Origin of the sequence: Streptomyces sp. NPDC053076 (genome assembly GCF_044546845.1) — a bacterium.
In the GTDB taxonomy this organism is placed as follows: Bacteria; Actinomycetota; Actinomycetes; order Streptomycetales; family Streptomycetaceae; genus Streptomyces.
On the sequence record NZ_JBITZL010000003.1, the window covers coordinates 498,328 to 517,761 of the forward strand.

The window sequence follows — 19,434 nt, forward strand, 5'->3', positions numbered from 1 at the left end:
CCGTTGCCTGCTGCCAGCGCCATCAGGCCCGCACCTGCGGCCACCCGCCGGGGCTGCGCCGAGAGGGTACGGCGTCGGCGCGGCCCCAGCCGTTCGGCTCCGTCGTCCTCCATCTGGGGGAGGCCGGGATGCGGTGCGTGCGCGTTTCCGTACGGTCGGTTGCAAGGCCGGGAAGTGCCTTGGTCTGCACGTCAGGAGGTCCGTCATGCGTCGCATCAGCTCCACCCTCGCCGCCGCCGGGGCACTCGCGCTCGCCGTGCCCAGCCCGGCGCACGCCGCGAACGGGTTCATCGTGATCGACGGAGTCGTACACACCCACCCGAGTGGCTGCATCGAGATCCCAAAACTGTCAAGCGTCTTCAACGTCACGGACATACCCGCCCTGGTCCACAACGTTCCGGGCTGCGCGGGCGGGATCGTTCAGATCATCCCTCCTGGGCTGGCAGCGCAGGTGCCCGGAACGCACAGCATCTTCCTCGGCTGACCGGGGCGGGGCTTCCCCCTTGCGGTCGGTGCCAGCGGCAGGGGTTCCGGTCGGCCCGGATCGACGGTGACGCCGGAACGCCTGTGATCACGGGCCTTCCCGCCTTCCGGAGCGCCACTTGACATGAGGCCCTCGGCCCGTGAGCGCCTACGAAGTGGCCCACGCGATCGAGGAGTGCGCCCGCGACCCGGTCCACTGTGCCGAGCGGCTCATGCCACCGAAGAACTCGTACGGCCCCACCGGCCACGCAATCTCTCCACGGTAGGTGCCCGGCGGAACGTGTGCCGCCGGCTTCCGTGATGGCCGCGTCGGCAACCCCGGCTCGACTCCAGGATTTCGTCGTCATCCCATGGCGCGTCCACAACAAGACGGCCGCCGGGTATGCGGATCGCGGCCACCGCCTCGGTCTCCGTGACCACGACCGGCAGCGGTGGCCGCACGCGAGGGACGAATCCGAGCCCGAGGTGCTGCGGCACAGCACCCACCTCTTCCCGAACCGGATAGGTCATCCGGATCTGCTATGGTGACCATGAACCGGATAACCTATCCATATATGCGGAACGGGGGGCGTGATGAAGCAGACAGCGGTGGTCACGGCAGGCACAGCGGGAATCGGATTGGAGACCGCCCTGGGGCTGGCGGAGGCCGGCCTCGCGGTCACCGTGGTCGGGCGCGACGCCGAGCGCGGCGCCCGTGCGGTCGAACGGATCAACGCCACGGCACCGGTGCATTCGGCCCGGTTCCTGGCCGCCGACCTCGCCTCACTCGACGCCGTCCGCGGTCTCGCCGACCGGATCGGTGAGGATGGTCCGCTGACGGTTCTGGTCAACAACGTCGGAGCGATGTTCCCGGACCGGCAGGACACGGTGGACGGGATCGAGGCGGCGTTCGCCGTCAATCACCTCTCGCCCTATCTGCTGACCGAACTGCTGCTGCCCGCACTGCGAGCCGGTGCGCCGAGCCGGATCGTGAACGTCACCTCGGGCGCTGTCGGTGTCGCCAAGCGTGTCTTCGACGCTGTCGAGCCGCCCGGTGGCTATTACGGCTTCCACTGGTACGGCCGGGCCAAGCTCGCCAACCTCGCCTACACACTGGAGCTGGCCGGCCGGCTCGACGGTGCGGGCGTCTCGGTCTTCGCGGCAGACCCCGGCGGGGCCGCGACCGATATGACCAACGGCACGATGCGCGACCCGAAGATCGTCTCACCGGGCCTGCGGCTGCTCTGGCCACTGGTCCGGCGCAAGTTCGAGCGCTCGACTGCGGGTCCGGCGTCCCTTGCGGCCAAGTCCTCGATCTTCGCCGCGACCGACGGCTCCCTGGCCGGTCGGACCGGCGTCGTCATCGGACCGCAGACGCTTCCGGTCGACCCCTTCCGTCCGGCAACGGATCCTCGCATCGCCGGAGCCGTCCGCCGCCTCACCGAGCGCCTCGCGCCAGTCACGACGGTGTGACGAGAGCGGCGGACCATCGCGATGGTGTGACGAGAGTGGCGGCTCATCCGTCATGACCGCGCGGCGGTTCGGTTGCTCGATGGGGCGGACGAGTTCCGCGAAGGCCCGACGACGTCGACCATGCCGACCGCCGTGACCTCGCGCCATCGATCAGGCCCGGCGCGGCGGCGCCGGGGGAGGGGAGAGGGGAGGCCATCCGCGTCGAAGGCTCGACAGAGATGCGGATGAGCTATCCAATTAGACTTCTTCCATGACGACCGCCCCGCTACGCAAGGACGCCGCCCGAAACTGGGAACGGATCGTCGCCGTGGCTCGCGAACTCGTGGCGGAGGGCACACCCCTGCAACTCAACGACATCGCGCGCCGCGCCGGATTCGGCGTCGGCACCGTCTATCGCCACTTTCCCACCGCCGAGGCGCTCCTGGAGACCGTCGCCAGTCCCAGCCTGGAGGCACTCGCCGCCCACGGTGAGCAGGCGCTTGCCGATGACGACCCTGGGCGCGCCCTCGCCGGATTCCTCACCCACACCATCGAAGCGCAGGTCACCGACGCTTCCCTGGCCACGGTCACCGCCGCGCCCACCGACGCCCTGGCCCGCACCACAGAACTGAAGCGGATCATATGGTCGGTCGGCCGGGAGCTGCTCGAACGAGCTCGCGATGCCAACGTCGTGCGCGCCGACCTGACCTCGGACGACCTCGTCCCGCTGATGTGCGGAATCGCGTATGCCGCGAACGTGCACGGTGACCCGTCAGCCCGCGTCGACACCGCCCGCCGCTATCTGACCGCGCTGCTGGAGGGCTTGTACGTCCCGTAGGCACCGACCGGCCCCGCGGACCGACTTGCGCGGTTCTCAGGTGTTCCGCCGGGGCCGATCGGCGTCTTCTTGCCTCGGACGCCTCGGAGGCATCCCGCGAGCCGCTCGGTCGTCAGTCGGTGACGATGAGGGCGAGCGCGGTGAGGACGAGGGCGAATGAGGCCACGGTCAGGACGGTGCGGGCGATGAGCGCGCCGCGCACTCGCCAGCGCGGGGGTGAGGTGAAGCAGCAGCAGGGCTTTTGGGCGTGCCAATAGGGGGAGTCCAGCCAGTAGGAGCCCAGAAGGCGGGCGGTGCTGGACGAGCTCGCTTCGTCGTACATGCGCGGGTCAACGCCTTGGGTGTCCGACGGGGCACGGCGGCGGGTTCGCTCGGCACCGAACCGTGATCTCGCATAGCTGCTGGGCAACTGCCAGGACCGCTACCCCTACCTCTCACCAGAGCGACGCAGACAGGCGATCCGCAGCGCCGGAGCGTGTGGCCGGTGCGGGTGGGCGTCATCACTGCGGCATGTACCTGCTGCGGATGGCGGTGGTAGCGAGAAATCCGGTCGCGGCTGCGGTGAGGAGGGCGCACAAGGAGAGCAGGAGCGGGTGGCGGTGCATCGTGCGGGCCTTTCTTGCCGTGGTCGTGGATGTCCTGCACAACGATGACGAACCAGGTTTCGGCTCGTCCGCACCGCGGATGCAACTCGCATGGCCCTGCCTGCCGATGAGCGGCGGGCATGAGAAGGACCCGCGGAACGGGGTGTGCGTCGTGTCAGGGGCCGGGTCGTCCGGCGGTCATCGCCTGCACCCTCGGCTGCTACCGCAGACTCACCGAATGAGGCGACCTCTTCGACTCTGCGGCGCTTGAGGACGAAAGCCGATGTCCAGGAGCGACGGCAGTAGAAGCCGGCGGGTGAGTCACGCGCCCCTCGTACGCGCTCCGGCACGACTGCGTCGGCTGTCAGCCGAGGTCCACGGGCCCGTAGCGAACAACAGCCGCATCCCATGAGGCAACCGTGCCTGAGCTTCGAGCAGTCGGCCAAACACTCCCTGCCCGCAGGTGGACGAAAGCGCCGGCGGAGTCCTGCCACTTCCGGTCGTCGACCAGCACAGTGCTGTCTCGGCGGACATCCACGAGCCGTTCACCGCACTCCTGGACCGGCACGGCCGCGACCTCGGGGTCGGACATCAGAACGATCTCAGTCATGACGCGATCATCTCCTGGCGGGTAGTGCCGCTCTGTCCGGGGCCGGCCGACGGCACGCGCCGCACCGCACCACCTCACCCACGGCTCTGCCGGCCGGGGTGCCTGCCTGAGCGGGCACGGTCGGCTGCGCCCGGTGGATCTGCGCAGCGGGGGGCGTGAGGAATAGCCTGGAAAGGAGCTGCACCGGCGCGGGACGGACCCTCCCGATGCATTCCCTTCGCCGTGGGGGACGTGAAAGCGGGAGGTATATCCATGCCCTGGAACCTGAACGGCACCTACCTGGAAAGCTGCAACTGCGACGTGGTGTGCCCCTGCACCACCTCCGGCTTGACCGCACCGGCCGACCATGAGCGCTGCCAGGTGACCTTCGCCTTCCACGTGGACAACGGGAACGTGGACGGCGTGGACGTCTCCGACCGCAGCGTCGCCGTCTTCATCGACGCACCCCGGGTGATGGCCGAGGGCGGCTGGCAGGTGGCGCTGTACGTCGACGCCTCGGCCGACGCCGGCCAAGCGGAAGCGCTGGGCAAGGTCTTCTCCGGCCAGGCCGGCGGGCCGATGGCGGCGCTGACCCCGCTCGTCGGCGAGGTCCTCGGCGTGGAACGGGCCCCCATCGACTACCGCGACGACGGCCGCCGCCACGCCGTGCGGGTCGGCGACGCCATCGACATCGAGATCGAGGACCAGATCGCCCCGCAGTTCGGCGGCGACGGCCCGGTCATGGGCCTGACCGGCATGTTTCACCCGGTGAACAGCACGCTGACGATCGCCCGGTCCACCCGGGCGACGGGCGCCGGCGTGTACGGCCGGTCCTGGGACTTCACCGGTGGCAACGGACACTCGGCGCCCTTCACGTGGTCCGCGTGAGCGGTGGGCCGGTCACCGCCCGCCGTGGGACGGGCCGCGCCGGGCTCCTGCTGGTCGCGGCGGCAGCGGCCTGGGTGTGGGTGGTGACGCGCGGTGGCGACATGGCGGCGATGCCCGGCTCCATGGGCCTGGGACCGCTGCCCTTCCTGGCCGTGTGGACCCTCATGATGGCCGCGATGATGCTGCCCGCCACGGTGCCCGTCGCCGCGCTGTACGCACGGACCATCACCGCGCACCGGACGTCGCGCATGGTCGTTTTCACCGTTGCCTACCTGCTCGTCTGGGCTGCGGCCGGGCTGCCTGCCTACGCGCTGGCCGCCGGTCTGGGCCGGGCGGCGACCCTGCCGGCCACGGCGGGAACCGCCGTGGCCGCGGCCGTGTTCGCGGTCAGCGGCCTCTACCAGCTCACGCCCCTCAAGGACCGCTGCCTGGCGAGGTGCCGCTCGCCGATCGGCCTGATGCTGCGCTACGCCTCGTATCCGGGGCCTTCGCGCGATCTGCGGGCCGGCGCCCACCACGGGGCCTTCTGCCTGGGCTGCTGCTGGTCGCTGATGGTGCTGCTGGCGGCGTTCGGTGTGATGAACCTGTGGGCCATGGTGGTCCTGGCCGCTGTGATCACCATCGAGAAGCTCGCTCCGGCCGGGCGTGTGGTGGCCCGTGCCGTGGGCATTGGTTCGATCGCCCTGGCCGTCGCCGTCTTCTGGGTCCCGGCCCTCGCTCCGGGCCTCACCGGGGGCGGCATGACCGGGATGTGACCGCGCGCTCGCAGCCCCCCCGCCCACAGGCTCGCACGTCAGGACACCTCAAGGCCGCCCGTTCCGCCGCCCGGCGCCGGCTCAGCCAGTGCCACCGACAGCCGGGGCCGCCTCCCGGGTACGTCCTTGACGAAGACGATGCCGTCGTACCCGGCCAGGCGGCCCGGGCCGAGCGGGACGTGACCGAACCACGGGGACACACGGGAATCGGGCCGTGTGCCGCCGAGTACGACGGCCGGCCGGGGGGCGTCGATGGCGTAGCGGTCCTCCGGGAGCGCGTACATCGGTCTCGACGACCGCCGGCCCCACGCGGCCGTGGAGAGCGCCCTCCACGACCTCGAACCCAGCACAGCGTCCGGACCGGTCACGGCGTCCGGACCGGTCACGGCTTCAGGGTCGTTGAGGACTGTGACCCGTACGGTCGCTGTGGCGGCAAGTGACTGGTCAGTTCACCAGCAGGTCGATCACTCCCGTCAGGTCCTCCGCGCCGCTGCCCTCGGCCAGGCGGCGGCGCATCAGCTCGAAGTACGGGCTGAGCAGTTCGGGGCTGACACCCTGCTGCTCGGCGGTGCTCAGGAAGGTCGACGTGCCGGCCACCTGCATGGCGAGGTCGGAGACGACGCCCTCGGTGTAGTCGCCGCTCCGCAACTGGGCGGCGGTCTGGTGAACTGCCGGGGCCATCGCGACGAGCCAGTCGGCGAGCAGCGGGGCGAGCGCCGCGGGGTCGATGTCCTCCTTGCGGATCAGGGCGAAGGCGTGCGCGGCACCGGCGAACATCCCGTACATGGCGCTGAGCAGGGCCACGTCGTACAGGGCCGCGAAGCCCGCGTCCTCGCCGACGTAGGTGGTGCCGGCCGGGACGTTCAAAGTCTCCTGGTGCCGCTCGAACAGCTCCCGCGAGCCGCTGTAGAAGACGTAGCCGCCGGCTTCCGGGACGCCGATCATCGGAGGGACGGCCATGATCCCGCCGTCCAGATAGCGGGCGCCGCGCTCGCGGGCCCACTCGGCGCGGGCGCGGGCCTGGCCGGGGGTGCTCGTGGTCAGGTTGACCAGGTCCCTGTCGGCCAGGTCGATGCCGGCCAGCACCTCATCGACCGAGGTGTCGTCCAACAGGCAAAGGACGATCAGGGTGCTCGCTGCGACCGCCTCGGCGGCGGTGTCCGCGACCCTCGCACCCTCGGTGGCGAGTGCCGCTGCGCGGGCCGGGGTGCGGTTCCAGACGGTGAGTGGGTGGCCGGCGGCAAGCCAGGTGCGGGCCAGCGCGGTGCCCATCGCGCCGAGGCCCAGCATCGTGACGGGAGTTTTCTCAACAGTGTTCTGTGTCATGCCGATTAGGCTGGTCACAGGTCCGGAGGTGATCAAGTACGCACTTGGTTGTGGGTGGTTACCTCGGGGTGAGCGAGCACGTCAGAAGGGTGCGGCATGACGACGCTGAACCGACCCGGCACACCAGACGGACACGTCTGCGGGATCGACACCGCGATGGAGGTGATCGGCGGCAAGTGGAAGGTGCTGATCCTCTGGGCGCTCCACGAGCGTCCCCACCGCCGCTTCGGCGAGCTGCGCCGACTGCTTCCGGGGATCACCGAAAAGGTGCTGGCCTCTCACCTGCGTGAGCTGGAAGCGGACGGCGTCGTGCACCGCGTCTCCTACGACGAGGTGCCGCCCCGCGTCGAGTACTCGCTGACCGAGGACGGCATACGCCTCAACGACGCCCTCCAGCCGCTGGCCACCTGGGGCCGCGAGCGGCCGACCACTCACCGGCCGGAGGAGAAGGCGGGCTGAGGAGTGCCGCCCCACGTGCAGCAGTACTCCGACGCGGTGGGGGCGGTCGACTGGACGATCGTGTGTGCCGACTCCACCACCGTGCGGGCACACCAGCACGCGGCCGGAGCCCGAAAAGGGGGCTCGTGCCGGGCGAGGCGATCGACCGGTCCCCGAACGGGGTGACCACGAAGATCCACCTCGCCTGCGACGGCCCAGGCCGTCCCCTGGCCTTCACGACCACCGCAGGCAGCGTCAACGACTGCGCCCGGTTCGAGCAGGCGTTGAGGCCGACGGTTCGGCTGCGCAGCACGTCGTGGCTGGTCACGGCCGGCCGCCCGGCCGCCCCGACGGACAAGCGCTAGGGGCGGGGAGTGCCCAGGGCGCCGGCGTGTTCGGCGCGGTGCCGGGGGCGGCGCCCCTGTGCTCGGTGTGCAGTTTTCCGACGCGGTGTCAGGGCATCCGGACAGGCATGAATCGCTGTGCGGTGGTGCTGGCCGATTCCGGCGGCGACGGCGGTAGCCCCGTGCCCGTAGTGGTCTTGTGTCTCTTCCTCGTCGTGGGGCTGGTTCAGGTCGTACGTCCTCAGTGGTTGTGGCGGGCGAACAGGAATCTGCAGCGAGGGTGGGTGAGCAATCCCGGCGCGACGGAGCCCACTCGACGGGGATATGCGATGCAGCGGGTGTCCGGCGTGCTCTTCCTGGGATTGGCGGCGTGGATGCTGGTCGAGCAGGTCTCATGACCCCGGCGGCAGAGGCTCCGGGGGACGCGGGGCCGATGGCGAGACGACGAAGCGAAAGACACGCCCGAGTGGGCATGGTGCGGCGGCACCGGAACTCGGGACGGTCGGTAAGCAGGAGACAGATCGTCGACCGTGTGGTTACCATGCCCGGGATGAAGAACTTCTCCTCGTACGGATTGGGGGAATCGTTCGTGCAAGGTGAGTGCTGATGGCACATCACCGCGCGAACGGGATTCCACCCCGCCTGTTGATGTGGCAGCGCGTCCGCGAGTACGCCGTGCCACCGTCCATGATCGAAAACGCCACCGCACGGCGTGCGGCAGGCGACTGGGCTGGGGCCTGCGCCGCCGCCCGGGTCGACGTCGATTTCGATCTGCGCGCCGTGCGCGACCGCCACGGCACCGAGGTCGTCAGCTGCCTTCGGGCGGACCTGCGCCGACTGGCGCCGGATCTGCTCCGCTGGCACATGCCCCGGATCCCGCCGGACGGGCGGCTGAGACCTGGTCTCACCATCTCCCTGTCCCGCTACCTCGGTTCGGAGGGCACACCGCTGCAACTGGTGGTGCGGACACCGCCGGTCTCGGCGGACGCCGGCCAGCGGATGTCCCTCGCCCTGTGGGAGGGGTCCGGCGACGCCACCGCCGCGCACCACCCGCACCCGCACCCCCACCGGCGTTTCCGCCTCGACCTGCACCGGCATCTCTGGGACTGGAGCCGAAGCGGCGAACTGGCGCGGCGATGCGGCGCGGGGGGAACACCCACGATGGCGCCGTCCGCGTCATCCCACGCTCCCGGCTCGGTGGTCCTTCCGTACATCCCGGACGGATCCACTGCCGGCGATGCCTCGTGGGCGGTGGTGAGCTGGGCCGCCGAGGCTGAGCTGCTGCTACGAGGCGAGGGGCGGCCGCGCGGCGCGTTCACCGTACGGCTCGGTGCGCGGAGCCGTGCCGTGCTCGAACTCGTCGCCCCCGACGACAACCACGCTCCGACGTTCCGGCCGCTGCGGGAGACGCTGCCCCAGCAGGAGGTCGCCGCGCTGCCGGTACTGCCGGAGGCGGCGGCCCGGGTCCTGCCGGATCTGGAACTGCTGCGGGCCGGGCTGGTCACGGCCGATCGGCTGCACCCCCTCGTCGCCAGGGCCTTGGCCGAGTTCGCCACGGCACCGGCGGCCGATCCCGTCCCCGAGCCCGGTGATCCGCACCGGGTGGAATGCCGGGGCGAGGTCCACCGGATCGCGCTGCGGAACGGCGTCCTGACCGCGACCGATCACGATCCCGTCGAACTGCGCCGGGAGGAGTTGCTGGTGGCGCTCGGCGGACCGGCGGTGCCCTGCCTGCGGGCGATCGACATGGTGCACCGCAGCCCGGAGGCGCTGCCTGCGGTCCGGGAGCGGCTCGGCCACGGAGACATCGCTGGGGCGCTGGCCGTGGTCGAGGGGTTGCTCGGTCCCGGGGCGGTCCTGCGCGACGGGCCGCTCCGTGAGGCACTGGAGTCGGCCGCGACCCGCCGTATCGACCACGGACTCTTCCGCGCGGGCCTGGTCGCCGTACATCCCGCGGCCGCTGTGGGACGAGACGGTGACGCCTCAGGCGTCGGGCACCCGGAGGCGGGCCACCGCCCCCGGCTCGATCGCCGGGTGCCCGACGCGATGCGGGTCAAGCAGAGCAGCCGGGGCCGGCCCCGCACCGGCATACACCGTTGATCTCGCGCCCGTCTCCCTGCTCCCAACTGCCTCGCCCCACCGCGCATTTCACGTTGCGCGTCCCCCGACATCCGTGACGGGCCGTCCTGCCCTGCCCCGTCCCCTTACTCCCCTCACAGGTGATGCCCATGACTTCCAGCGCCCTCCTGCCCGCCCCCACCCCGGCCGCCGGCGACCCCGCCCCTGCCTTGCTCGTCGGCGAGCCCGCCCCTGCCTCGGTCGTCGGCGAGCCCGCCCCCGCCCCTGTCGCCGCGTCCGGAACCGGCAGCCAGCTCGCCCTCGCCGACGACCTTCTGCACCTCCTGCGGACGACCACCACAGAACCGCGCCCCGACGAGCAGCTCGAAGCACTCACCCTGGCCGTCGCGGCCGACCTGCCGGTGCTGCTCTGGGGCGAACCGGGCATCGGCAAGACCGCGGCCCTGACCCAGCTCGCCACCTCCCTCGACCTGCCGCTGACCACGGTGATCGCGAGCGTCCACGAGCCGTCCGACTTCTCCGGGCTGCCCATCGTGGGCGACGACCCGGCCACGCAGGGTGTGCCGATGGCGCCCCCGCAGTGGGCCGTCGAACTCGTACGCGCGGGGCGGGGATTGCTCTTCCTGGATGAACTCTCCACCGCGACCCCGGCCGTCCAGGCCGCACTGCTCCGGGTCGTCCTGGAGCGGAAGGTCGGGGCGCTGCAACTGCCGCCGGGAGTGCGGATCGTGGCCGCCGCCAACCCGCGTGCGTCGGCGGCGGACGGGTGGGAACTGAGCCCGCCCTTGGCCAACCGGTTCGTGCATCTGTACTGGGTGCACGACCGGGAAGTGGTGGTACGCGGCCTGGGCGGGGTCTGGCCCCGGGCGGAACTGCCCCGGCTCGTGGCGGAGCGGCTGCCGGAGGCGGTGGCCCATGCCAGGCGCGCCGTCTGCGGCTTCCTGGAGGCCCGGCCGACGCTGATCCATCGGCTGCCGAGCACCGAGACGCGGCGCGGCGGGGCCTGGCCTTCGCCCCGCAGTTGGGAGGCGGCGTTGACGCTGCTCGCCTTCGGCACGGCGGCCTCTGTCTCCCGGGACGTACTGGCGTTGCTGGTGCGGGGCGCCGTGGGGGACGGGCCGGGGCTCGAACTGCTCGCCCATCTGGACCGAATGGATCTGCCGGACCCGGAGTCGCTGCTGGCCCGGCCTGCCTCCGCCGAACTGCCGGACCGCGGCGACCTGCGTCAGGCGGCGTTGGAGGCGGTGGTGGCCGCCGTCGGGACACGGCCGTCCAGGCAACGGTGGGAGGCGGGTTGGGCCGTACTGGTGCGGGCCCTGGAAACCGGTGCCCCGGACCTGCTGGTCGGCCCGGCGACAGCGCTCGCCTCGCTGCGGCGCGACGACTGGGAGGTGCCGGGGGCGGTGGAGCGGCTGGCCGGGGTGATCGGTCTCGCCCGACGCGCGGACCAGTCCGTGGAGCGGGTCGCGGCGGCCGACGCGGCGCGCACGAGGGGGGCACGCCGATGACCGGAGCCGCCAAGCGGCCTCGCCCGCTGCCCCGCCCGATGCCCCCGCCCCCGCCACCGCGCCCGGTGCGGGCCACCGTGCCGGGGCCGCCGACCGGTCACGGCCGGCCGGCAGACCAGCCGGGACTACCGCTGGACAGGGAAAAACTGCTGGCCGCCCGGCTGCACGCGGTGAAGGTACGTCCCTACCTCGCCAGCGCGCTCTTCGCGCTGCACGTCGTCGAGGACCGCTCGGTGCCCACGATGGCGGTGGACGTGCACTGGCGCTGCTACGTTTCCCCCGGCTTCGTGGCCCGTACCTCACTGGAGGAGCTCGCGGGCGTCTGGGTGCACGAGGTCTCCCACCTGATCCGGGACCACCACGGCCGAGGCGAGCGGTATGCCCGGGAGAACGGCGAGTACGGTCCGGGGGAGCGGCTGCGGCGGAACATCGCCGCCGACTTCGAGATCAACGACGACATCTACGGTGACGGTCTCCCCCGGCCTGCCGGAGCTGTGCGCGCGTCCCTGTTGCGGCTGCCCGACGGACTGCTGATGGAGGAGTACCTTCGGACGGCGTCGATGTCCGGGTCGGCCGCGGACCTGGCCTGGCTGGACTGCGGCAGCGGCGCCGACGGCGAGACCCGGCCGGGGGAGCTGGGAGCCGACGGCGCGCACGGGCTGAGCAGACAGCAGCGGGACGCGGTCCGCTTCCGGGTCGCCGAAGCCGTCAAGGGCCGACCGGGCGACGCGCCCGAGGGGTGGCGTCGCTGGGCGGACGAGGCGTTTCATCCACCGCAGCCGTGGCGGCAGCTACTGGGCGCGGCGGTCCGCTCCGCGGCAGCCGCGCCGGGGGTGGGTGAGAACCACAGCTACCGGCGTCCCTCCCGGCGTTCGGCCGGTCTTCCCGGAGTACTGCTGCCGAGCCTGCGGCGTACGCCGCCTCGGGTCTGCGTCGTGATCGACACCTCCGCGTCGGTGAGCGACGCCGAGCTGGGCGGAGCGCTGCTGGAGGTCGCGGCGATCTCACGGGCCGTGGGCGGGCGGCGTGACCTGGTCTCGGTGATCTCCTGCGACGCGGCGGCCGGGATCGCCGTTCCGCTCTGCCGCGCCGAGAGCCTCGAACTGATCGGCGGCGGGGGGACGGATCTGCGCTCGGGTTTCGCCCGGGCGCTGCGCTCCCGGCCACGTCCGGACGTGATCGTCGCCCTCACGGACGGCCAGACACCGTGGCCCTCCTCACAGCCGTCCTGCCGTACCGTCGTCGGCCTCTTCCCACGCCCGGGCCGTGCCGGGGCCGAGGAAGACCCCGACTACGTCCCGGACAGCCCCCCACCCTGGGCACGCGTCGTCGCCATCGGCTGACCGCACCCGACGTCCCGCCGTCGCCGACCGCGGGACATCGGCTGACCGCACCCGACGTCCCGCCGTCACCGACCGCGGGCCCGCGCATCTCTCCCCGCACCGTCCCCCGCCGTGGTGCGGCACCTTGCGGAGGCGCTCGACGCGCACGGCGTGCCGGAGGCCGTCGTGGTGGGCCATTCCTCGGCGGACCGGTCGCGGTCGCGTACGGGCTCTGTGCGGCCCCGTCGACCTGCTCGTGGAGTTCGACGGGGCTGTCCGCCGTCAGCGATGTGCGGGGACGGGCTTGGGGCTCGACGACTCCGTGCGGTTCATACCCGCCCGGACGGCCTTGCCCGGCCGGCCGCGTCGAGCAGCAGCTTCGCGGCCACCGTCGGCCCGTCGGTGCGGATCGTGCGCGCCACGGTCTGTGCGCGTGCTCGGGTCTCGGGCCTCAAGGCCGTGCTGAGCGCGGCGGACAGGGAATCGAAGGTCGGCGTCGGGCCGTCGTGGGCCGAGCCGATGCCCAGCTCGGCCACTCGGGCGGCCCAGTACGGCTGGTCCGCGATCTGGGGGACGACCACCTGAGGCGCGCCGGCCCGCGTGGCCGTAGTCGTGGTGCCCGCGCCGCCGTGATGCACGACGGCGGCCACCCGGCGGAACAGCGCCTGCTGGTTGACCTCGCCGACGACGAAGCAGTCGGCGGCGTCATCGATCGGGGCCAGGTCCGCCCAGCCGCGGGCGAGGACCACACGGCGGCCTTGCGCACGGCTCGCTTCGATGGCCACCCGGGCGATGTTCTTCGGGGCATGCGCGGCCATGCTGCCGAAGCCCACGTACACCGGTGGTGCGCCGGCGTCCAGGAACGTCTCCAGGCCGTCCGGGAGCGGACGGTCGTCGGGCAGCAACCATGCCCCGGTCTGCACGAGGTCGAGGTCCGTCATGCCCCGCGACGGACACAGCGTCGCGTCCGCGGCCAGCCACGGCTGATCGGTGAAGACGTAGTCGCGGACGTTGTCCACCGGCGGCAGTCCGATCGCCGCCCGATGACTGTTGAGCGCCTCGCCGTACAACGCGTTCACCCTCTGGGCGTCCTGCTCCCACAGCACCCGGGTGTCGGTCTCGTCCTGCGGGGACGGCTTGCCCGGCCGCGCCCCCGGGCGGAAGTGCCGCGACGGCAGTCCGTAGATGTGGAAGCAGGCGAACACATAGGGGATGCCCAGTTTCTCGGCCACGTCCCGTGCGCCGGCCGGCATCAGGCCGGTTGCCAGCAGCGCGTCGCATCCCTCGGCCGCCGCGGTGAGTGTGTCGAACCGTGCGGCGACCAGCTCGGGGGCGAGCCGGAAGGCGTCTTCCCCTGTCGGTGGTTTCGGGCCGGCCACCACCGAGTGCACCGTCGGGCCGAGCGGCACGAGCGGCACACCGACACGCGCCAGCAGCGCCGCGAACTCCTCGTCCGGAGGCGCGCACACCCGCGCCTCCGCGCCCAGTTCCCGCACCGCCACCGCCAGTCCCGCCAGCGGTTCCACGTCTCCGCGCGATCCCCACGTCGTCAGCAACACGCGCACTTCGCGACTCCTCTTCCTGCAGGTCCTGGCTTTCGGCCGCCGATTGTGCGGTACGACCCGGGCCTTGCCGCAAGCCCCCCTGTGCGCTATAAGTTAAGAGTGGCAAGGAGTGGAATCTCCTTGCCTTTGCTTTTTCTCGTCCCTCGGGGAAGGACAGAGTCCTCCGCGAAGCGGCCTGCGCCCCCCGGCGTACGGCGGTGCATGCCGTCGCGGAATTCCCAGCGTGTACGCGGACAGCCCCGCGCATCCGGAGCGGTTCGTCCCCCGTTTGCTCCGCTCGAGGCCGCGCTCCTCCGGCGTCCGAGCGCACAGCGAAGGTCTCTTTCGCGAGAACCCGAGCCGTACTCCGCTGATGCGGGAGCACGGCCGCGGCAGGAACCTGGAAGCACGAAGGACCATCACCACGCTCTTGGACTGCCGGGAGTCGGCCATGCCGGGTGCACGGGTTCTCGTCGTTCGTGTCCGCCGCCGTATGCGGTCGACGCCTTCGAGTCACTCACCCGGCGCAGCTGTCCGGCGCCACCGTCGCAAGGAGTACGCATGAACGCCCCTTTGCAGGGACGCACCGCCGTGGTCACGGGTGCCAGCAAAGGCATCGGACTGGCCACTGTCGGCGCCCTCGTCCAGGCCGGGGCCACGGTCGTCGCGGGGTCCCGCACGTCCACCCCCGGCCTCGACGCCCTGGTTGAGCAGGGCCCGGTCACCTGGGTGCCGGTGGACCTCGGCGTGCCGGGCGAGGCGGAGCGGCTCGTCGAGGCGACAGGGGGCCGCCTCGACGTGCTCGTCAACAACGTGGGTGGCGCCCCGGCCCGCACCGGCGGCTTCGTTTCCGTGACGGACGCCGACTGGCAGCACATCCTCGACCTGAACCTGCTCAGCACGGTGCGTGTGACCCGTGCCGCCCTGCCGTTCATGGTGGAGGCAGGGCAGGGCGCGGTCGTCACCGTCGCCTCCGTCAACGCGACCCTGCCCGACCCCATGGTGATCGACTACAGTGCCGCGAAGGCCGCCGTCGTGGCCTTCTCCAAGGCCCTGTCCAAGGAGGTCGGCCCCAGGGGCGTCCGGGTCAACACGGTCAGTCCCGGACCGGTGCGGACCGACCTGTGGCTGGCCGAGGGCGGTGTCGCACAGACCGTCTCCACGGCTGCCGGGACGAAGCCCGACGACGTGGTCGCGCAGGTCGCCGGCTCCACCGCCACCGGTCGTTTCTCCACCCCGGAGGAAGTGGCCGAGGTGATCCTCTTCCTCGCGGGTGACCGCGCACGCAACATCACCGGAAGCGACTGGATCATCGACGGCGGTTTCGTTCCCACCTGGTGACCGGTGGTCCTCCTCCGTGGCCGGCCCGGCAACAGCCGGTCACCGGTCACGGCGTTCACCGGACACTTCCGTTCGGTCCCGAAGGCAGGGACCGCGCCGACGCCTGCGCGCCCCGGGCCGGTGCGCCGACGGTGCCGACGGTGACGGTGCCCGTGGCCACTGTCGCCGCGCTCTCCGTCGGCGCGGCCTGGGCCGCCCACACGTGTGTCACGTCATGGATGCATTCAAACGATCAGCTGTTTACCTCCGCTTTGCCAACGCCTGGTGGTGTGAGTGCTGTTGGTGCCCGCATCGGCCCATCTGACGCTCCAAGGAGTCATTTCATGCACAGACCCACCCGCCGTCACCTCGCCGTCGCCACCGCCCTCGTCGCCGCGACCACGGCCGCCGTGGCCGTCACCACCGCCGCCGGCGCCTTCGACGACGCGCAGCAGGCGAAGGACGCGATCAAGGGCGGGAAGGCGAAGAACGTCATCCTGCTCATCGGTGACGGCATGGGCGACTCGGAGATCACCCTCGCCCGCGACTACACCGTCGGCGCCAACGGCCGCCTGAACATGGACAAGTTGCCGCTCACCGGCGCGTACACCACCTACGCGGTCCACCCCGACGGCACGCCCGACTACGTCACCGACTCCGCCGCCAGCGGCACCGGCTGGGCCACCGGCGTGAAGACCGTGAACGGTCGCATCTCCAAGACCCCCGGCACCGACAAGCCGGTGAAGACCCTCCTGGAGCTGGCGCGGAAGAACGGCTACGCCACCGGCAACGTCACCACCGCCGAACTGACCGATGCCACACCGGCTGTGCTCGCCTCCCACGCGACTGACCGCTCCTGCCAGGGGCCCGCCGACATGACCAAGTGCCCCACCGACACCATCGCCGCCGGCGGCCCGGGCTCGATCGCCGAGCAGGAGGTCAACCACAAGGTCGACGTTCTCATCGGCGGCGGCATGCAGCGTTTCGAGCAGAAGGTCACGGACGGCAGGTACAAGGGTCTCACCGTCACCCAGCAGGCCCGGAAGCTCGGTTACCAGGTCGTCACCGACAAGGCCGGCCTGAAGGGTGCGAAGCCGGGCAAGCCGGTGCTGGGCCTGTTCGCGTCCGGCAACGTGCCCGTCGAATGGACCGGCAAGGCGGCGGCGGTCGGTGGCACCAGCCCGCAGCGGTGCGTCACCTCCAACCCGAACCGCCCGTCCACGACGCCGAGCCTCGCCGACTCCGCCACCAAGGCGATCCAGCTGCTGGAGGCCAAGCAGCAGCAGAAGCACTCCAAGCAGGGCTTCTTCCTGCAGATCGAGGGCGCCTCGATCGACAAGCAGGACCACGCCGCCGACCCCTGCGGCCAGATCGGCGAGACCGCCGCGTTCGACCGTGCGGTGAAGGTGGCCCGCGCCTACGCGGCCAAGCACCCCGACACCCTCGTGGTCACCACCGCCGACCACGCCCACACCAGCCAGATCGTCCCGCTGGAGGCCACCCCGCCCGGGCTGTCCAGCACCCTCGTCACCAACGAGGGCCAGCAGCTCAAGGTCAACTACTCCACCAACACCCCCGGCCAGTCCCAGGAGCACACCGGTACGCAGGTTCGCATCGCCGCCCAGGGCCCGCTGGCGTACCGCGTCCTCGGCGTGACCAACCAGACCGGCCTGTTCACCACCATCCGCGAGGCGCTGCGGCTTCGCTGATCGCGCGCACCAGGGGGCGGCCGGCGCCTTCCCCGCTCCGTGCCACGCCAAGAGCGTGCCGTCCGGTGGACGGCACGCTCTCTCGGCGTCTGGAAGCCGATCATGTCTGTACGGGGGCGTTCGTGAGTTCCGCGCTCCGGCCGGGCGTTTTCATCGTGCCCCGGCCGGGTCGATCGCTGATCGGAAGGGCGGATCTGTTCTCCTATCGGTCATTCATGTCGCCTCCGCTGTGGTTGTTGTTGTCCTGGAAATCCAGGTCGACGATCTTCTGGCGCTTGACTGTGACGACCTTCTTCGACACCACATCCCCGTTCTTGACCTTGATGGTGGTCGTGGTCCTGGTGATGGTGATCTTGAGGCGGCCGTCGGCGAGTTGCTTGGTGTTCGTCCTGGTCGAGGTCTTGGTGATGGTGGTGACCTTGTTCTGGTCCGCGTGCTGGCGGTTGCTCGCCTCGGCCGCGGCTACGACCTGCGTGTGAGGGGCCGCCGGTGCGGCGAAGGCGCCGGACGGCAGGAGCGCTCCACCTGCGGCCAGCGTCGCCGTGGCGGTCAGCATGGCGAAACGCTGCTTCTTGGAAATACGCGTCATGATTTTCTCCTCTGGCGGATCGGCTCTTTCGTGTCCCTGAGGGTTCAGGGCTTCTTTCGTCGGGCTGGCTGGTGTTTCCGGCCTGCTTCCATTACGCCGAATCGCTCGAGGCGGGTCATGTTCCTGATACTCGGGACTTGACAGGCGGTGGCTGCCCTGTTGCATGCGCCGAAGGTAGGAAGGTCGGTGGTGGAACGGCAGCGCTTTTCTCTCGGGAATTCCCTCAGGACCGCTGGAAGAACTCCACCTCTGCCAGGGTGATGTGGCGTCCGCGGGTCAGTCCGACGGGGGCGCCGAGCGTCAGCCGGATCGTCTGGACATCGCTGATACCGACGGGGACCGTCTGCGGTCCGGGCTTGTCACTCAGGTCGATCTCCTGCCGGTGCACTTTCCCGTCCCGCGCGGTGATCTCCATGTCCAGTCGGAGGGCCCGGGCCTGGCGGGCGTACTCCTCGGCGGACTTCGAGGCGCCGTTGGTGATGATCAGGTCGACGAGCCGGAACGGCTTGCCGAAGGTGTACGTCACGGACGCGCCGGGTCGGGACACCGCCCAGTAGCGGTTGCTGAGCCCGTCCGTGGTCAGGTCCGCCGGATGCCCGGGCAGCTGGTCGGTGGCGGTGACGCGCGCGGGCGTCACCGCCTTGGCCTTGGCCAGCTTGTCCCGGGTGTCCTCGAAGAGGTTCCGGCCGGCCGGGAGCAGCAGGAATCCGGCGGCGCTCAGGGCCAGCACCACGGCGAGGACGATCAGGAGCCGTGTCAGGCGGCCCGAGCCCGCACGGGTGCGACGGCGGAACGGCCAGATGGTGCGCCACCACGGCAACGGAGCCGGCCCGGCGACAGAGCCCAGCGGCGCGGCGCAACGCCGGCAGAACCGGCGGTGCGGTTGGTTGGGCGTGCGGCACACCGGACACGGCACACCCGCGGAGTCCTCGTCCGACGTGACGGGCCGGACCACCGGCCGCGGGGCGACCGCCTTGGCCGGCTTGACCGGCCGCGGAGCGTCCGGGCGCGTCGGCGGAACCGGGCGCGCGGGCGGAACCGGGCGCGTGGGCGGAACCGCATGAGCCGGTGGGACTGGACGGGTCTTTGGGACCGACGGTGTCGGTGAGGCAGGCGGTGAGGCCGGGCCCGTGTCGCCGGTCGCGCGCGCGTTCCGGCCGGCTCGGGGCGCGGGCGCGACCGGGCCCGTGCGGTCCGTCGGACGTCCGGCGTCCCCGTCTGAGCCGCGTGCGCCTGCGTCGGGGTCTGGGGCCGTGTCCTGTGGACGTGCGTCGGGGTCTGGGGCCGTGTCCGGCGCGGGTGCGTGGGGCATCCGGGCCGTGTCCTGTGGACGTCCGCCGGGGCCCGAGGCCGGGTCCTGTCCGCGCGCGTCAGGCACCCGGGCCGGGTCATGTGCGCGCGCGTCAGGCACCGGGGCCGTGTCCTGTGGACGTGCGTCGGGGGCCGAGGCCGGGTCCTGCGCGGGTGCGTCGGGCATCCGGGACGTGGCGTGCGTGCGTGTGCGTGTGCCGGGGGCCCGGGACGAGGCCGGTTCCGCCGTCTCCGGTTCCGCCGTCTCCGGTTCCGGCGTCTCCGGTTCCGCCGGGTCCGCGGGACCGAGAGGTTCGGCGGGCGTCCCGGGCAGCGGCCCGCCGGCCCGCGCCGACGGCGGTCCCGCGGTGTCGGACCAGCCCAGATACCCCCCGCA

At 71.6% G+C, this 19,434-nt stretch carries 19 protein-coding genes and 2 pseudogenes; 14 read left to right on the forward strand and 7 right to left on the reverse strand.

Translation table 11 applies throughout. The features are described 5' to 3' along the window. The first annotated feature begins 205 nt into the window (after positions 1–205). The 4 genes from ACIGYR_RS15550 (at position 206) to ACIGYR_RS15565 (ending at position 2,752) form a co-directional block, all read left to right on the forward strand. Complete coding sequence (locus ACIGYR_RS15550) at positions 206–484, forward strand: hypothetical protein (RefSeq protein WP_391842666.1); 279 nt, start codon at positions 206–208, stop codon at positions 482–484. Between the two features lie 139 nt (positions 485–623). Further along, a complete protein-coding gene (locus tag ACIGYR_RS15555; protein WP_399599473.1) occupies positions 624–749 on the forward strand; it encodes a hypothetical protein in 126 nt (41 codons plus the stop codon). A 307-nt stretch (positions 750–1,056) separates the two neighbouring features. Beyond that, positions 1,057–1,935 (forward strand): SDR family NAD(P)-dependent oxidoreductase, encoded by an 879-nt coding sequence (locus tag ACIGYR_RS15560; RefSeq protein WP_399599475.1) that lies wholly within the window; start codon positions 1,057–1,059, stop codon positions 1,933–1,935. A 250-nt stretch (positions 1,936–2,185) separates the two neighbouring features. Continuing rightward, a complete protein-coding gene (locus tag ACIGYR_RS15565; protein ID WP_399599477.1) occupies positions 2,186–2,752 on the forward strand; it encodes a TetR/AcrR family transcriptional regulator in 567 nt (188 codons plus the stop codon). A gap of 112 nt (positions 2,753–2,864) precedes the next feature. On the opposite strand, the gene ACIGYR_RS15570 is transcribed toward ACIGYR_RS15565, so the two are convergent. Beyond that, entirely contained in the window at positions 2,865–3,074 is a 210-nt protein-coding gene (locus tag ACIGYR_RS15570; protein ID WP_399599480.1) for a hypothetical protein, read from the reverse strand. 643 nt (positions 3,075–3,717) lie between these two features. Then, positions 3,718–3,946 (reverse strand): annotated as a pseudogene (locus tag ACIGYR_RS15575) (dipeptidase); the annotation flags it as partial. A gap of 252 nt (positions 3,947–4,198) precedes the next feature. Here ACIGYR_RS15575 and ACIGYR_RS15580 point away from each other — a divergent pair. Next, positions 4,199–4,813, forward strand: coding sequence for a DUF1326 domain-containing protein (locus ACIGYR_RS15580; protein ID WP_399599482.1), 615 nt, complete (start codon positions 4,199–4,201; stop codon positions 4,811–4,813). Further along, positions 4,810–5,568, forward strand: a complete 759-nt coding sequence (locus ACIGYR_RS15585; protein ID WP_399599485.1) for a DUF2182 domain-containing protein — start codon at positions 4,810–4,812, stop codon at positions 5,566–5,568. Before ACIGYR_RS15580 ends, ACIGYR_RS15585 begins: the two co-directional genes overlap by 4 nt. 38 nt (positions 5,569–5,606) lie before the next feature. On the opposite strand, the gene ACIGYR_RS15590 is transcribed toward ACIGYR_RS15585, so the two are convergent. Beyond that, on the reverse strand, positions 5,607–5,954 hold the full coding sequence (locus ACIGYR_RS15590; RefSeq protein ID WP_399599488.1) for a hypothetical protein: 348 nt from the start codon (positions 5,952–5,954) through the stop codon (positions 5,607–5,609). 58 nt (positions 5,955–6,012) lie between these two features. Then, a complete protein-coding gene (locus ACIGYR_RS15595) occupies positions 6,013–6,894 on the reverse strand; it encodes an NAD(P)-dependent oxidoreductase (protein ID WP_399599491.1) in 882 nt (293 codons plus the stop codon). A 96-nt stretch (positions 6,895–6,990) separates the two neighbouring features. Here ACIGYR_RS15595 and ACIGYR_RS15600 point away from each other — a divergent pair, with 96 nt between their 5' ends. The 6 genes and pseudogenes from ACIGYR_RS15600 to ACIGYR_RS15625 all read left to right on the forward strand — a co-directional run bounded on the left by ACIGYR_RS15600 (position 6,991) and on the right by ACIGYR_RS15625 (position 12,606). After that, entirely contained in the window at positions 6,991–7,353 is a 363-nt protein-coding gene (locus ACIGYR_RS15600; protein WP_399599494.1) for a winged helix-turn-helix transcriptional regulator, read from the forward strand. A 66-nt stretch (positions 7,354–7,419) separates the two neighbouring features. Further along, positions 7,420–7,595 (forward strand): annotated as a pseudogene (locus ACIGYR_RS15605) (transposase); the annotation flags it as partial. A 209-nt stretch (positions 7,596–7,804) separates the two neighbouring features. Further along, complete coding sequence (locus ACIGYR_RS15610) at positions 7,805–8,074, forward strand: DUF6199 family natural product biosynthesis protein (RefSeq protein WP_399600228.1); 270 nt, start codon at positions 7,805–7,807, stop codon at positions 8,072–8,074. Between the two features lie 208 nt (positions 8,075–8,282). Then, positions 8,283–9,776, forward strand: a complete 1,494-nt coding sequence (locus ACIGYR_RS15615; RefSeq protein WP_399599497.1) for a hypothetical protein — start codon at positions 8,283–8,285, stop codon at positions 9,774–9,776. 128 nt (positions 9,777–9,904) lie between these two features. Continuing rightward, the gene (locus ACIGYR_RS15620; RefSeq protein ID WP_399599499.1) at positions 9,905–11,263 is read left to right on the forward strand and encodes an AAA family ATPase; all 1,359 of its coding nucleotides are present in this window, start codon (positions 9,905–9,907) and stop codon (positions 11,261–11,263) included. Then, positions 11,260–12,606 (forward strand): VWA-like domain-containing protein, encoded by a 1,347-nt coding sequence (locus tag ACIGYR_RS15625; RefSeq protein ID WP_399599502.1) that lies wholly within the window; start codon positions 11,260–11,262, stop codon positions 12,604–12,606. Before ACIGYR_RS15620 ends, ACIGYR_RS15625 begins: the two co-directional genes overlap by 4 nt. Before the next feature lie 308 nt (positions 12,607–12,914). On the opposite strand, the gene ACIGYR_RS15630 is transcribed toward ACIGYR_RS15625, so the two are convergent. Next, complete coding sequence (locus tag ACIGYR_RS15630) at positions 12,915–14,150, reverse strand: glycosyltransferase (protein WP_399599504.1); 1,236 nt, start codon at positions 14,148–14,150, stop codon at positions 12,915–12,917. Between the two features lie 540 nt (positions 14,151–14,690). Here ACIGYR_RS15630 and ACIGYR_RS15635 point away from each other — a divergent pair. Both ACIGYR_RS15635 and ACIGYR_RS15640 read left to right on the forward strand, forming a co-directional pair. Further along, on the forward strand, positions 14,691–15,470 hold the full coding sequence (locus ACIGYR_RS15635) for an SDR family NAD(P)-dependent oxidoreductase (RefSeq protein ID WP_399599506.1): 780 nt from the start codon (positions 14,691–14,693) through the stop codon (positions 15,468–15,470). Positions 15,471–15,793: 323 nt separating this feature from the next. Continuing rightward, a complete protein-coding gene (locus ACIGYR_RS15640; RefSeq protein ID WP_399599508.1) occupies positions 15,794–17,158 on the forward strand; it encodes an alkaline phosphatase in 1,365 nt (454 codons plus the stop codon). Positions 17,159–17,360: 202 nt separating this feature from the next. Here the strand turns inward: ACIGYR_RS15640 and ACIGYR_RS15645 are convergent, their stop codons facing one another. Beyond that, positions 17,361–17,747, reverse strand: a complete 387-nt coding sequence (locus tag ACIGYR_RS15645) for a hypothetical protein (protein ID WP_399599511.1) — start codon at positions 17,745–17,747, stop codon at positions 17,361–17,363. A gap of 223 nt (positions 17,748–17,970) precedes the next feature. Continuing rightward, positions 17,971–18,480, reverse strand: a complete 510-nt coding sequence (locus tag ACIGYR_RS15650) for an NADase-type glycan-binding domain-containing protein (protein ID WP_399599514.1) — start codon at positions 18,478–18,480, stop codon at positions 17,971–17,973. Positions 18,481–19,434 lie beyond the last annotated feature (954 nt).